The organism is Aminobacter sp. Y103A, from assembly GCF_030294925.1.
Classification (GTDB): Bacteria; Pseudomonadota; Alphaproteobacteria; order Rhizobiales; family Rhizobiaceae; genus Aminobacter; species Aminobacter ciceronei.
The window spans coordinates 2,476,804-2,490,408 of the sequence record NZ_AP017986.1; the positions used below are offsets into that span (position 1 = coordinate 2,476,804).

Annotated in this window: 12 protein-coding genes; 6 read left to right on the forward strand and 6 right to left on the reverse strand. The window is 63.0% G+C overall.

The features are described from left to right. The first annotated feature begins 4 nt into the window (after positions 1-4). On the forward strand, positions 5-580 hold the full coding sequence (locus Amn_RS12030; protein ID WP_286297270.1) for a hypothetical protein: 576 nt from the start codon (positions 5-7) through the stop codon (positions 578-580). Between the two features lie 115 nt (positions 581-695). Here Amn_RS12030 and Amn_RS12035 read toward each other — a convergent pair whose 3' ends face one another. Beyond that, positions 696-932, reverse strand: a complete 237-nt coding sequence (locus Amn_RS12035; RefSeq protein WP_286298251.1) for a hypothetical protein — start codon at positions 930-932, stop codon at positions 696-698. On the opposite strand from Amn_RS12035, the gene Amn_RS12040 reads away from it, so the two are divergent. Then, positions 904-1,323 carry an MAPEG family protein gene (locus tag Amn_RS12040; RefSeq protein WP_286297272.1) on the forward strand — a complete coding sequence of 140 codons (420 nt, stop codon included), beginning with the start codon at positions 904-906 and terminating at the stop codon, positions 1,321-1,323. The two genes, Amn_RS12035 and Amn_RS12040, sit on opposite strands and share 29 nt — an antisense overlap. A gap of 18 nt (positions 1,324-1,341) precedes the next feature. Here the strand turns inward: Amn_RS12040 and rnd are convergent, their stop codons facing one another. Next, positions 1,342-2,499: a ribonuclease D gene (gene rnd / locus Amn_RS12045; protein ID WP_192317032.1), complete on the reverse strand. Its 1,158-nt coding sequence runs from the start codon at positions 2,497-2,499 to the stop codon at positions 1,342-1,344. Between the two features lie 84 nt (positions 2,500-2,583). After that, positions 2,584-3,828: an MFS transporter gene (locus Amn_RS12050; RefSeq protein ID WP_067963033.1), complete on the reverse strand. Its 1,245-nt coding sequence runs from the start codon at positions 3,826-3,828 to the stop codon at positions 2,584-2,586. Between the two features lie 193 nt (positions 3,829-4,021). Between Amn_RS12050 and Amn_RS12055 the strand changes: the two genes are divergently transcribed. Together Amn_RS12055 and aspS are read left to right on the forward strand one after the other, a co-directional pair. After that, positions 4,022-4,438: a GNAT family N-acetyltransferase gene (locus Amn_RS12055; protein ID WP_286297275.1), complete on the forward strand. Its 417-nt coding sequence runs from the start codon at positions 4,022-4,024 to the stop codon at positions 4,436-4,438. Positions 4,439-4,576: 138 nt separating this feature from the next. Further along, a complete protein-coding gene (gene aspS, locus Amn_RS12060; RefSeq protein WP_154385587.1) occupies positions 4,577-6,367 on the forward strand; it encodes an aspartate--tRNA ligase in 1,791 nt (596 codons plus the stop codon). Positions 6,368-6,579: 212 nt separating this feature from the next. On the opposite strand, the gene Amn_RS12065 is transcribed toward aspS, so the two are convergent. After that, positions 6,580-7,773, reverse strand: a complete 1,194-nt coding sequence (locus Amn_RS12065) for an aq_1923 C-terminal domain (RefSeq protein WP_067966715.1) — start codon at positions 7,771-7,773, stop codon at positions 6,580-6,582. Positions 7,774-8,035: 262 nt separating this feature from the next. On the opposite strand from Amn_RS12065, the gene parC reads away from it, so the two are divergent. After that, entirely contained in the window at positions 8,036-10,342 is a 2,307-nt protein-coding gene (parC, locus tag Amn_RS12070) for a DNA topoisomerase IV subunit A (RefSeq protein WP_154385585.1), read from the forward strand. 276 nt (positions 10,343-10,618) lie between these two features. Further along, positions 10,619-11,779: an AI-2E family transporter gene (locus tag Amn_RS12075; protein WP_154385618.1), complete on the forward strand. Its 1,161-nt coding sequence runs from the start codon at positions 10,619-10,621 to the stop codon at positions 11,777-11,779. A gap of 43 nt (positions 11,780-11,822) precedes the next feature. Here Amn_RS12075 and Amn_RS12080 read toward each other — a convergent pair whose 3' ends face one another. Then, positions 11,823-12,719 (reverse strand): DMT family transporter, encoded by an 897-nt coding sequence (locus tag Amn_RS12080; protein ID WP_083948608.1) that lies wholly within the window; start codon positions 12,717-12,719, stop codon positions 11,823-11,825. A 52-nt stretch (positions 12,720-12,771) separates the two neighbouring features. Beyond that, positions 12,772-13,527 carry an arginyltransferase gene (locus Amn_RS12085; RefSeq protein WP_067963014.1) on the reverse strand — a complete coding sequence of 252 codons (756 nt, stop codon included), beginning with the start codon at positions 13,525-13,527 and terminating at the stop codon, positions 12,772-12,774. Positions 13,528-13,605 lie beyond the last annotated feature (78 nt).

Here is a 13,605-nt window from a genome sequence, read left to right on the forward strand (position 1 = left end):
TTTGATGGTGCTGCGGCTGCGGCGCCACGCGGCCGCATTATGTGTCGCCACGGCGGCGGTCTTCGCCGCCATGACGATGCTGGAGTTCCTCTATTTCCGCAGCCTGAGCGGCGGCCTGCCGTCGCTCGACCTGCGTTTTCTCGGTTTCTCCGAGGCCGAGGGTTTTGCCTGGATCGCGGCCATGGGGCGGCCGGGTGCCGAGATCATTCTCGTCTGGCACTATCTGACCTTCGATCTGATCTTCCCGGCACTGCTGTCAGCCACTTTGGTCAGCCTGATGCTGAAATCAGGCGAGCGTCTCAAGCGTTTTTCGAGCTTGTCCGAAACCATGCGCTCGGTCACGGCTTTGACCCTGGTGCTGCCCTACATGATATCAGACTATGCCCAGAACATCGTCGTTGCGCGCATCCTGTCCGACCCGGCATCGGCCGGCTCAAGGTCGATGTCGCTGGCCTCGGCGCTTGTCGTGACCAAGTTCGCATTTCTGGCGGTGCCGGTTGTCGTCATCGCTGCCTTTACCCTGGCGGCGAAGCGCAACCGATCAAATTCGGCCGACGTTGGAAGCCACAGGGCTGGCTGACAGGCTTAGAGCCGTTTCGAGCATTTCTGTTTCTTCTCGGATTCGACCGGCTCGGTGACTCGGTAGCGGGCGAGCAAGCCGTGACGTGCCTTCGCCCCCGGGCGGTTCGTGGCCGTCAATCCTCGCGCATCGTGCGTTTGTGGGCCTGGATGACCGAAAGGGCCGGCTGAAAGCGATTGGCGGTTGCGGGAAGCATCATGTTTGGCCGATCATGGGACTGCGTCACGCCAGTCTTGCCCGCGCCAGGAGATTCTCCATTAATCCAGGTGAAGTGTTGTGGCGGATGATATTGTGATTGTTTCGCTATTGTTGAGAGGATGCTTATGAACCAGGCCGCGATTTTCTGGCCCATGCTTGTCCAGGTGCTGCTGGTCTACATCGTCTACACAGTGCTTTCTATCAGGCGCAGGCACGCGGTTCGTTCGGGCGAAGCGCGGATCAATCAGTTCAAGACGCGGTCCACCGAACCTGAATCCAGCGTCACCGCCGCCAACAACATCATCAACCAGTTCGAACTGCCGGTGCTGTTCTACGCCGCCTGCCTGTCGCTCTATGTGACGTCGGGCGTTTCATATGTGGCGCTGGTGCTGGCCTGGCTGTTCGTGGCGTCGCGCTATGCGCATGCCTGGTTCCACCTGACCGCCAACAGGGTCAAGTATCGCAGCAGGGCCTTCATTCTTGGCGCGCTGCTTCTCGCGCTGATCTGGATCTGGTTTGCGCTGCACCTTGCCGGCGCGGTCTGACCGCGCCGAACAGGCCGTTCAGCTGTTGACCTCGAACACCGAGATCCGGCGCTTGTCGAAGCGGATGGCCAGTTCGCCGCGCACCAGCTTCAGTGCTGCCTCGCCGAACACCGAACGGCGCCAGCCCTGCAGGGCAGGGACGTCGGCAGCTTCGCCTTCTGCGGCGATACGGTCGATATCGTCGCCCGAAGCGAGCACCTTGGGGGCAACGCCTTCCTTCTCCGAGACGAGCCGCAGCAGCACCTTGAGCAGCTCGGAGGCGGCACTGGAGCCCTCCGGCGGCTGGAATGTCTTGGGCAGCTTGGGCATCTGGTCGCGCGGAATTTCGAGCGCCGCGTTGACGACGGTGAGCAGCGCCGTCGCCGACGACGAACGTTCCCAGCCCTTGGGCGTGGTGCGCAGTCGGGCAAGTGCGGTTGCATCGCGTGGCGCCTGCTGGGCGACTTCGTAGATCGCGTCGTCCTTGAGCACGCGGCCACGCGGCACGTTGCGCTCGCGCGCCTCGCGCTCACGCCAGGCAGCCACTGCCTGCACGATGGCCAGTTCCTGCGGCTTGCGCAGGCGCATCTTCAGCCGCTTCCAGGCGTCCTCGGGATGCGGGTCGTAGGTCTCGCGTGAGGTCAGGACCTCCATCTCTTCATTGAGCCAGTGGGCGCGATTCTCGCGCTCGAGCTCGGTGACGAGATGCTTGTAGACGTCGATCAGGTGTGTGACGTCGGCCAGCGCATAGTCGAGCTGCTTTTCCGACAGCGGGCGGTGGCGCCAGTCGGTGAAGCGCGATGACTTGTCGATGCGTCCGCCGGTGATCTTCTGCACGATCTGCTCGTAGGAGACGCTGTCGCCGAAGCCACAGACCATGGCGGCGACCTGGGTATCGAACACCGGGTGCGGGATCAGTGCGCCGAGATGGAAGATGATTTCGATGTCTTGGCGGGCGGCATGGAAAACCTTGGTCACCGCCTCATTGGCCATCAGCCGGAAGAATGGCTTGAGGTCGAGGTCGGGCGCCAGGGGATCGACCAGTGCGGAAACGCCGGGCGCTGCCATCTGGATCAGGCAGAGCTCGGGCCAGAAAGTGGTTTCGCGAATGAACTCGGTGTCTACCGTGACGAAGTTGGACTTTTCGAGAGCGGCTATGACGGTTTCGAGTTCGTCCTGGGTCGTTATTACATGCATAATATTGCTTTTATCAGAACGCGTTGTCTTTCCATTTCAGCCGAGCGCCCTTTCGTCAAGCACTTGCACGTCCGATCACGGAGTCTAGCCCTCATCGCTGCCGTTTGCAGCGCTGTTTCGGCCTGCAAGCCGGGCAAAGATCGGGGACGTCCTCAACAGGGCGATGAAGCGTCCGCGGTGGCCGGCCGGCACCGGCGAGCGCGAGCCCATACGGTAGATGATGACGGCGACGAACACGACATAGACGGCCGCACTGAAGCTGAACAGCGAATGCGGGCCGAACTTTTCCATCACCAGTGAGGCGACGAAGGGTCCCGCGATGGCACCGACGGAATAGAACAGCATCAATGCCGCGTTGATCAGCACGAATTCGCCTTTTTCGGCGCGGTCGTTGGCATGTGCTGCCGACAGCGAATAGAGCGGCATGGCGAACGATCCGAAGATGAAGACGAAGACGAAGTTGGCCAGCGGCGAATTGCCGGCGAGGAAGACCAGCATCAGCGCGGAGGCCATGGCGCCGGCAGTGGTGACGAGCAGCACCTTGCGACGGTCCCACAGGTCGGACATGTAGCCGAGCGGGTACTGGACCAGCGCACCGCCGATGATGCCGACACTGACGAAGGTGACGACGTCGGTCACCGACAAGCCGATCTGCTCGGCATAGATCGGGCTCAGCGTGCGGAAGGCGCTGTTGGTGACGCCGACGAAGATGCAGCCGATGCTGCCGAGTGGCGAAATCTGCCAGGCGCGTTTGAGGTCGAGCTTGACGTCTTCGGGCGGTGTCGGATTGGAGCGGTCGCCCAGCGAGACCGGCACCAACGACAGTGTGATCATGATCGACATGATGGCGAAGATGGTGAAGCCGCCGGCGCCGAAGACCGGGATCATGAACTGCGCGCCAGTCACCGAGCCGATGTCGATGATGCGGTAGATCGCCAGGATTCGGGCGCGGTCGTGGTTGGAGACGCCTGAATTGAGCCAGCTCTCCATGACCGTGAACAGTCCGGCGAAGCAGAAGCCGGTGGCAAAGCGGATCACTGACCACATCACCGGGTCGATGACGAGAACCAAAGTCAGCGTTGCCGAGGCGGCGATGGCGGCGAGTGCCGCGAAAGCCCGGACGTGGCCGACGGCCTTCATGATGCGTGAGATGAACAGGCAGCCGAGCAGGAACCCGACGAAATAGCAGGTCCCCATCAGGCCGATGGTCGAGGCAGTAAATCCCTCCTGTGCGCCGCGCAGCGCAATCAAGGTGCTTTGCAGGCCGTTGCCGCCCAACAGGATGCCGGCGGTGATCAGGAGCGGGATGAGGGGGCGTATGGAGGACATCAGGCAACGCAGTACAAAAGCTGAGGTGGCTACAGTTTGCCCGATCGGTCAATGCCGGACAGCCGCTGGTGCGACATATTCCGTCGACTGCGCCAACGTCGCCGCCGCGGCAGCGTCTAGCGTGCGCGCGCGGCCCGGTTCATCCCTGACAAGTGGACCGCTGGCTGGATTGTGAGGGACAGACGAGGCCGCGATGACGACATTGACAGTGAGCACCAGCATCGACGAGGAAACGGCCCGCTTCATCGGCGAGGGGCTGAACGCCTATAATTTCGACACCGCCGGTCCGCACAACGACCAGGATCTCGGGATCGTCGCCCATGGCAAGGATGGCTCGGTCGCCGGCGGCCTCAAAGGGTCGTCCGAATACACCTGGCTGTTCGTCGAATGGCTGTGGATCAGCAGCGCTCATCGCGGCGAGGGCCTTGGCCAGCGGCTGATTGCCCGGGCCGAGGAGGTGGCACGGCAGCGCGGCTGCATCGGCGTTCACCTCGATTCGTATACGTTCCAGGCGCCGGAGTTCTACAAGCGATTGGGATATGAAGAGTTCGGCCGCATCGACGATTACCCGGCCGGACATTCCAGGGTTTGGCTGAAGAAGCGGTTTTGACCCTGCGCCTGAGCGGTCTTAAAACCGCTTTACCTTGACAAAACCGGGCACCCATGCGCTTTTCGCGCCAAATTTTAGGCCCGGGCGCAGCTGTCGCCCCGGCGTGACGTCCAAACAGCCTGAACCGGAAAATTTGCCATGCATCGTTACCGCAGCCACACCTGCGCTCAATTGAGGAAATCCGACGTCGGCGCCGCCGTTCGCCTGTCCGGCTGGGTGCATCGCGTGCGAGATCACGGCGGCCTGCTGTTCATCGACCTGCGCGACCATTACGGCCTGACCCAGATCGTCGCCGATCCCGATTCGCCCGCCTTCAAGGCCGCCGAAACGGTGCGCGGCGAGTGGGTCATCCGCGTCGACGGCGAGGTCAAGGCGCGCATGGCGGAAGCCGTCAACGGCAACCTGCCGACCGGCGAGATCGAAGTCTTTGCCCAGGAAATCGAGGTTCTGTCGGCCTCCAAGGAATTGCCGCTGCCGGTGTTCGGCGAGCCGGACTATCCAGAAGACATTCGCTTGAAGTACCGCTTCCTCGATCTGCGCCGCGAAACGCTGCACAAGAACATCGTCGCCCGTACCAAGATCATCGCCGAAATGCGCAATCGCATGACCGGCGAGGGTTTCACTGAATATTCGACGCCGATCCTGACGGCCTCGTCGCCGGAAGGCGCGCGCGACTTCCTGGTGCCGTCGCGCATCCATCCCGGCAAGTTCTTCGCGCTGCCGCAGGCGCCGCAGCAGTACAAGCAGCTGCTGATGGTCGCCGGCTTCGACCGGTACTTCCAGATCGCGCCCTGCTTCCGCGACGAAGACCCGCGCGCTGACCGCCTGCCGGGCGAATTCTACCAGCTCGACCTCGAAATGAGCTTCGTGACCCAGGAAGACGTCTGGAACACGATGGAACCGGTGATGCGCGGCGTGTTCGAGAAGTTTGCCGACGGCAAGCCGGTCACTCAACAGTTCCGCCGCATTCCCTATGACACCGCGCTGCGCACCTACGGCACCGATAAGCCCGACCTGCGCAACCCGATCGAGATCCAGGAAGTCACCAGCCATTTCGACGGCTCCGGCTTCAAGGTGTTCGCCGGCATGATCGCCTCGAACCCGAAGGTCGAGGTCTGGGCGATCCCGGCCAGGACAGGCGGCAGCCGCGCCTTCTGCGACCGCATGAACTCGTGGGCGCAGGGCGAGGGCCAGCCGGGTCTCGGCTACATCTTCTGGCGCAAGGAAGGCGACAAGCTCGAAGGCGCCGGCCCGATCGCCAAGAACATCGGCGAGGAGCGCACCGAAGCCATCCGCCAGCAGCTTGGCCTGTCCGACGGCGATGCTGCCTTCTTCGTCGCCGGCGATCCCAAGAAGTTCGTCTCGTTTGCTGGTGCTGCCCGCACCCGCGCCGGCGAGGAGCTGAACCTCGTCGACCGCGATCGCTTCGAGCTGTGCTGGATCATCGACTTCCCGTTCTACGAATGGCTGGAAGAAGAAAAGAAGATCGATTTCGCCCATAACCCGTTCTCGATGCCGCAGGGCGGCCTGGATGCTCTGAACAACCAGGATCCGCTGACCATCAAGGCCTACCAGTACGACATGGTCTGCAACGGCTTCGAAATCGCCTCCGGTTCGATCCGCAACCAGCTGCCCGAGCTGATGGTCAAGGCGTTCGAGCTGACCGGCAAGACGCGCGAGGAGGTCGAGGAGCAGTTCGGCGGCCTCTACCGCGCCTTCCAGTACGGTGCCCCGCCGCATGGCGGCATGGCTGCCGGCGTCGACCGCGTCATCATGCTGCTCGTCGGCGCCAAGAACCTGCGTGAAGTGACTTTGTTCCCGATGAACCAGCAGGCGCAGGATCTGTTGATGAACGCGCCGTCGGAAGCCGCCCCGCAGCAGCTGCGCGAGCTGTCGCTGCGTGTCGCGGTGGCCAAGAAAGAGGCTTAGGCGATCCGCGCAAGCGACTCTTTTGACTCGACAAACAAGCCCGGCATCGCTGCCGGGCTTTTACGTTTCGAGTTGTGGCGACCGGGTCAATGCTGATTTGCTGCCGCAACCAAGAACGAAATTCAGGCGATCTGCGCAAGCGACGCTTTCGGCTCAACAAAAAAGCCCGGCATCGCTGCCGGGCTTTTGCGTTTCTGATGTCGCGGCCAGGATCAGTCCTGGTTTGCGGTCACCGTCAGGCCGAGCGTCTTGGGCAGGTCCTTGGGGTTCGACATGCCGCTTGCGGCGAGCAGGGCGAACGGGACCGGCGAGGCTGGCTTGGCGGCGATCTCGATCGACTTGGGCGCGTCGAGATAGGCGGTGACGGCCGCCGTCACCTGGGTCGACAGCTCCGGATTGTTCAGTTCCATCATCAGGAACGGCACGATCGCCTTGGCCTGGTTGGCAATGTCCTTGGCCGTCATGTTCTGCTGCTTGGCGACGTATTCGAGAACCTTGTTGGTCACCGAATCGTCGTCGAAGCGCACGGTTGCGCCATTGAAGGTCAGCTGCTGCATCAGGCCGAGCATGGCCATGCCCTGGGCCGAGTTGTCGGCGCCTTCCGGCTGGGCGGCCATCTTCTTCTGCAGTTCCTGCACCGACTTCAGGAATTCCACGGTGTAGCCGCCGAGGTCGAAGGTCATGCCGAGCGTGCCGGCATTGTCGACGGTGATGTCGTAGCTCGAAAGTGCCATGCGGCCGTCTGTTGGCTGCCAGGTGCCTTCCATCTGGAAGTCGCCCGAGATGTTCTGGTAGCCGAGCGCCTCGATCGCAGCCTTCGACTGCGGGTCTTCCACCAGGGTCAGGTCGGCGGTGAACTTTTCGGCCGAACCGGTGAACTCCATGGCGTTGCCGTCGGCCGGAGGCGTCACCTCGGCTGCGAAATTGGTCATCTGGAAGGCCTGCTTGTCGCCGACCTTGACGCTGACAGTGTCGAGATTGGCGGTCTCATACATCAGGAACGAGGCCAGGATGTCGGTCGAGTCGGTGGCCGGCAGCGTGACGTTGCCGAGCGTCAGCGGGCTGACCTCGACCTTGGTCGGGCCTTCGTTGAGGCTGTAGGGCTCGGTGGTGATCGTTTCGATCTTGAAGCCGCGATTCTCCTCGGTGATGCCGCTGAGCGTGAGCTTGCCGATCGACAGCGGCTTGCCTTCGCCGTCCATGGCGATGGTCGCACCTTCGATGACCGCTTCGGACGCGTCGCCGGTGACGCTGCTCCAGCCAAGCGTCAGGCTCTGGCCGGCCAGCACCGACTTGAGCCGCTCGGCGACAGCGGTGGCATCCTGGGCCATCGCTGCATTGAGCGGAAGCGAGAACAGGAAGGTCGTGAGTGCGAGCTTGCGGAATGCAGAGCGGTGTTGCGTCATCATAGATCCCTGAGACTTTGAAATGATTCAGCCTTACGTCAGCCACGAACTGGACCGGAAGAAGGCGACGTAACGACAATGGGCGCAATTCGATCCAAAAGGCAATCACCGCAGTGCAACACGCGCAAAAATGGTGAATGACCCCCTGATCGCGTGATTGCTACTTTAGCGAGCGGGCAGATTTGTCGCACTCCGACGCCGACGGCTCTTGCATTTGGCGATAAGGCTTGTCGCGAATCGCCCGTTCCGCTAGTCCCAAACCATGGGAAAAGGGCTTGTGCCGCCCGGAAACGGTGGCGGCGACAATATTGAACCGGTCGATCTGAAGAAGGCGCTCGAAGAGCGCTATCTTGCCTATGCGCTGTCGACCATCATGCACCGGGCACTGCCTGACGTTCGCGACGGACTGAAACCGGTACATCGCCGCATCATGCACGCCATGCGGCTGCTCAGGCTCAATCCCGACCAGGGATTCGCCAAATGTGCCCGCATCGTCGGCGAGGTCATGGGCAAGTTCCACCCGCATGGCGACCAGTCGATCTATGACGCGCTGGTGCGCCTGGCACAGGATTTTTCGGTCCGCTACCCGCTCATCGACGGCCAGGGCAATTTCGGCAATATCGACGGCGATAGTGCTGCCGCGATGCGCTATACCGAAGCGCGCATGACCGATGTGTCGGTGTCGCTGCTCGAAGGCATCACCGAGGACGCCGTCGACTATCGCCTTACCTATAACGAAGAAGACGAAGAACCCGTCGTCCTGCCGGGCGCGTTTCCGAACCTTCTCGCCAACGGCTCGTCCGGCATCGCCGTCGGCATGGCGACGTCGATCCCGCCGCACAACGCAGCCGAGCTGTGCAGTGCCGCCCTTCACCTGATCGACAATCCCGATGCCTCGGTCACCGACCTGATGACCTCGCCGGGCGAGTGGGAGCGTATCAAGGACGATGCGGAGCTGCGTTTCGCCTGCAAGGTGCGTGGGCCCGATTTCCCCACCGGCGGCAGCATCGACGACGACTGGGCGGCGATCGTCAACGCCTATGAGACCGGACGCGGCGGCTTCCGCGTGCGCGCGACGTGGAAGCAGGAAGACCAGGGCAGGGGCACCTGGAACCTTGTCGTCACCGAGATCCCCTACGGCGTCCAGAAGGCGCGTCTGATCGAGAAGATCGCCGAGCTTCTGATCGCCCGCAAATTGCCACTGCTCGAAGACATCCGCGACGAGTCGGCAGAAGACATCCGTGTCGTCCTGGTGCCCAAGAGCCGCACCGTCGATCCGGGCCTGCTGATGGAATCGCTCTACAAGCTCACCGAGCTCGAAAGCCGCTTCCCGCTCAACATGAACGTGCTGTCGCGCGGCAAGGTGCCGAACGTGCTGTCGCTGAAGAGCGTCTTGCGCGAATGGCTCGACCACAGGCGCGAGGTGCTCGTCCGCCGCTCGAAGTTCCGCCTCGGCGAGATCGAAAAGCGCCTCGAGATTCTCGGCGGCTATCTGATCGCCTACCTCAACATCGACGAGGTGATCCGCATCATCCGCGAGGAGGATGAGCCGAAGCGCACGATGATGGCGCGCTGGGACCTGACCGACAATCAGGCTGAAGCCATCCTCAACATGCGCCTCAGGGCGCTGCGCAAGCTCGAGGAATTCGAGATCCGCAAGGAGCATGACGCGCTCAGCACTGAGAAGAAGCAGATCGAGGCGCTCTTGGCGTCCGATGCCAAGCAGTGGGCGACGATCAAGTGGGAAGTAGGCGAGGTCCGCAAGCATTACGGTCCCGAGACCGAGCTGGGCAAGCGCCGTACCGTTTTTGCCGAAGCGCCGGACCATGACCTGACCGACATCCACCACGCCATGATCGAGAAGGAGCCGGTAACGGTCGTCGTCTCGGAAAAGGGCTGGCTGCGCGCGATGAAGGGGCATCTGGCCGACTATTCCCAGCTCACCTTCAAGGAGGGCGACAGCCTCAAGCTGGCGTTCCCGGCCCAGACCACCGACAAGATCCTGGTCTTCACCACGGGCGGCAAGTTCTACACCATCGGCGCTGACCGTCTGCCAGGCGGGCGCGGCCATGGCGAGCCGATCCGCATCATCGTCGACATGGACAACGACCAGGACATCGTCACCGCCTTCGTCCACGAGCCCAAGCGCAAGCTCCTGCTGGTCAGCCATGAAGGCAACGGCTTCACCGTGCCCGAGGAAGAGGTCATCGCCAACACCCGCAAGGGCAAGCAGGTGATGAACGTCAAGGCGCCCGACGAAGCCAAGCGCTGCATCCCGCTGACTGGCGATCATCTCGCAATCGTCGGCGAGAACCGCAAGATGCTGGTGTTCCCGCTCGAGCAGATCCCCGAGATGACGCGTGGCAAGGGCGTCAGGCTCCAGAAGTACAAGGACGGCGGCGTGCTCGACGTGAAGACCTTCACGATGGAGGCCGGCCTGAGCTGGCTGGATTCGGCGGAGCGCACCTTCACCCGGTCGCGCGAGGAACTGCTCGAGTGGATTGGCACCCGCGCCACCTCCGGACGCATGGTCCCCAAGGGCTTTCCGCGCACCGGCCGCTTCGGCTAGCGCAAGTCCTGGGGAAACCGTGCCGCGGGTTTCCCGGGAATTGCGCAAGGACAAGAAATCCGGAATGAGGGCCGGAATGAGGGAATGAACGCGTGCGGTGCGGCAAAGTTTTCGTGCGCGGCACCGCATTAGCCTCTATGATCTCCCCACCGGCGCCGAACCGCGCGCCGGGCATCAATCGGGTCCACTTCAGGGCCGAGGAGATCCAGGCTCTTGAACGTGACCAATCCCCGTAAGCCGGAGCGAGAGCAGAGGCTGTTCGGCCCGGCCCAGCCGATGCGTGCCGCTTTGGTGCCGCCGCTTTCGGCGGCGCGCTGGCTGCTCGTGCTGATCGTCGCGGCGGGTATCTATTTCTTCCATGGCTTCCTGGTGCCGGTGCTGGCAGCGCTCGTCATTGCCTTCGCCAGCTGGCCGCTCTACCGCAGGCTGCTCGTCGCCGTCGACGGCAACAGGACCATTGGCGCCACGCTTGCGCTGCTGTTCATCATCGCCTTCCTCGTCGTGCCGATCTCATTTGCTGCGACCTACGCCGTCAACGAAATCCGCGACTGGGTTGGCTGGGCTGTCGAAACCAATCGTCACGGCGCGACGACGCCGCAATGGATCAACAACCTGCCGGTTGTCGGCGAGTGGCTGAACGAGCAATGGACGCGTTATGTCGGCCATCCCGGCGCCATCGGCGAACTGGCCCAACTGCTCAGCGGCGCCAACATCGGCAGCATCTATCGCGGCGTGCTTGCTGCCGGCGGCAGCGCCTTCGGCATCCTCTTGACGCTGCTGTTCATGCTGATCGCTTTGTTCTTCACCTATCGCGACGGTGAAACCTTCGTCGGCCAACTCGACCGGCTCGGCGAGCGCATCCTGCCGATGCGCTGGGAGCGCATTTCGCGCGTCGTGCCCAAGACCATCAGCGCCACCGTCACCGGCATGACGCTGATCGCCATCGGCGAGGGTGTGGTGCTGGGCCTTGCCTATTGGGTGGCCGGCGTGCCGTCGCCGGTGACGCTCGGCGTGCTCACCGGCTTCATGGCGCTGATCCCCGGCGGCGCGCCTTTGTCGTTCACCCTCGTCTCGGTCTATCTGGTTGCCAGCGGCTCGCCGATTGCCGGTGTCGCGCTGTTTGCCTGGGGCTCGATCGAGCTGTTCATCGTCGACAAGACGCTGCGTCCCAAGCTTGTCGGCGGGCCGATCAAGCTGCCGTTCCTGCCCACCTTTTTCGGCCTCATCGGCGGCGTCAAGACGATGGGCTTTCTCGGGCTGTTCATCGGCCCGGTGCTGATGGCGCTGCTTGTCGCGATCTGGCGCGAATGGCTGCGCGAGGTCGAGCTGACCGACGAAGCGGCGATGCTGGCCGCAGCCAACGCCTTGCCTGAGAGCGACACGCCGCGCAGCATCGAGGCGATCCGCAACGACGTGCCGACCAATCAGGCCGGCTAGGGGCGGGCAGTTCTTGCGGTCCCGGTATTGAAGGGCCGGCTGGCTACGCCAGCTGTCGTGCCAGGCTCGCCCGGCGCCTGCGCCCCTCGGACAATTGCCAGGCCGAGTGGGCGATCAGCGTGATGATCAGGATCGCCCCGCCGATCAGGCTGTTGCGGGTCGGCACCTCGGCGAAGATCATCCACACCCAGATCGGCGCCATGACCGTCTCGAGCAGGTAGAACATCGCAACCTCCGGCCCGGAAATGTATTTCGGGCCGTTGGCGAGGCAGAAGAACGAGATCGGCATGATCACCGCGCCGTTGAAGATGATCCACCACGGTGCATCGACCCTGAAGCCGGTCTTGGATACCATATAGGCCGCCACCAGCCCCGGCAGCAGCACGCCGACAAGCGCGGTAAAACCCATGTCCTTGCCGCTGGAGCGGGAGATGGTGATGGCCGAGGCGATGCAGAAGGCCGAACACACCGCCATCAGGTCGCCGAACAGGTGGCCGGTGCCGATCGAGCTGCCGACGATGATCGACACCCCGCCGACCATCGCCAGCATGGCCAGCAGCGTTGCCGGCCGCGGCCTTTCCCGCAGAAACATCCACGACAGCACGGCGGCAAATACCGTGTTGAAGGCGAGGATGAACACCAGATTGGCGGTCGAGGTGTTGTAGACGGCGGTGATGAAGGTGATCGAGCCGATGCCGTAGAGGCCGGCGACGAGGAGGCCGGCGCGGCCCGGGATGAGCTGCGGCGCCTTTGGGCTCAGCGCGCGCCAGACCAGCCAGATGATGATGGCGGCGATGAAGGTCGTGCCGCTGCGCATCAGCAGGATCGACCAGTTGTTGCCGTCGGCGAGCTTGATCAGCGGGATGTCGACGGTCAGCGCCAGTCCGCCGATGCCGGTCAGCAGCAGTCCCTTGGAGTGGTTCGATTGGGTGTCCGCCACTGTTTTCCCCTGCCAGATGGTCGACGGCAGCGTGGAAACGGGCCGGACGTGCTCAGATGTCGCCTTCGAAGCGCTCCCAGCCCTTCATGCCGAGATGCTCCTGAGGTGTGAAGCGCACCTTATAGTTCATCTTGCGCGAACCGTTGACCCAGTAGCCCAGATAGACGTGGGGCAGGCCCATGGCGCGCGCGCGGGCAATATGATCGAGGATCATGAAGGTGCCAAGCGAGCGTTCGTCCATTTCCGGATTGTAGTAGGAATAGACCATCGACAGGCCGTCCGACATCTGGTCGGTCAATGCCACTGCCATCAGCTCGCCCTGGCCCTGGCCGGTGATGAAGGTATCGGGGCCGCGGCGGCGATATTCGATCACCTTGGTGGTGACATGGGTGTCCTCGACCATCATGGCATAGTCGAGCACCGTCATGTCGGACATGCCGCCCCTGCGGTGGCGGGCATCGAGATAGGAACGGAACAGCGAATATTGCTCGGTCGAGGGTTCGGCGTCGTGCATCGCCCCGACGAGGTCGGAGTTGCGTTCGATCACCCGGCGCATGTTGCGCGTGGCCTTGAATTCCTGAGCCAGGATGCGGACCGAGACGCAGGCGCGGCAGGTCTCGCAGGCCGGGCGATAGGCGATGTTCTGCGAGCGGCGGAAGCCGCCTTGCGTCAGCAGGTCGTTCATCTCGGGCGCCTTGTCACCGACGAGATGGGTAAAGACCTTCCGCTCGAATTGCCCCTCGAGATAGGGGCAGGGGGACGGCGCCGTCAGGAAGAACTGAGGGGAATGGGTCGGATGCTGCGTCATCGAGCGTCAGGAAGACTCCCAATCAATGTTCCCTAGCTTGGCGCTGCCGGCGAAAAATTCAACATGAATGTGAAGGCA

Coding starts and splice junctions, on each gene's coding strand:
- Amn_RS12030 (WP_286297270.1), top strand. CDS start 5: ATGGTGCTGCGGCTGCGGCGCCACGCGGCCGCATTATGTGTCGCCACG.
- Amn_RS12040 (WP_286297272.1), top strand. CDS start 904: ATGAACCAGGCCGCGATTTTCTGGCCCATGCTTGTCCAGGTGCTGCTG.
- Amn_RS12035 (WP_286298251.1), bottom strand. CDS start 932: ATGGGCCAGAAAATCGCGGCCTGGTTCATAAGCATCCTCTCAACAATA.
- rnd (WP_192317032.1), bottom strand. CDS start 2,499: ATGCATGTAATAACGACCCAGGACGAACTCGAAACCGTCATAGCCGCT.
- Amn_RS12050 (WP_067963033.1), bottom strand. CDS start 3,828: ATGTCCTCCATACGCCCCCTCATCCCGCTCCTGATCACCGCCGGCATC.
- Amn_RS12055 (WP_286297275.1), top strand. CDS start 4,022: ATGACGACATTGACAGTGAGCACCAGCATCGACGAGGAAACGGCCCGC.
- aspS (WP_154385587.1), top strand. CDS start 4,577: ATGCATCGTTACCGCAGCCACACCTGCGCTCAATTGAGGAAATCCGAC.
- Amn_RS12065 (WP_067966715.1), bottom strand. CDS start 7,773: ATGACGCAACACCGCTCTGCATTCCGCAAGCTCGCACTCACGACCTTC.
- parC (WP_154385585.1), top strand. CDS start 8,036: ATGGGAAAAGGGCTTGTGCCGCCCGGAAACGGTGGCGGCGACAATATT.
- Amn_RS12075 (WP_154385618.1), top strand. CDS start 10,619: ATGCGTGCCGCTTTGGTGCCGCCGCTTTCGGCGGCGCGCTGGCTGCTC.
- Amn_RS12085 (WP_067963014.1), bottom strand. CDS start 13,527: ATGACGCAGCATCCGACCCATTCCCCTCAGTTCTTCCTGACGGCGCCG.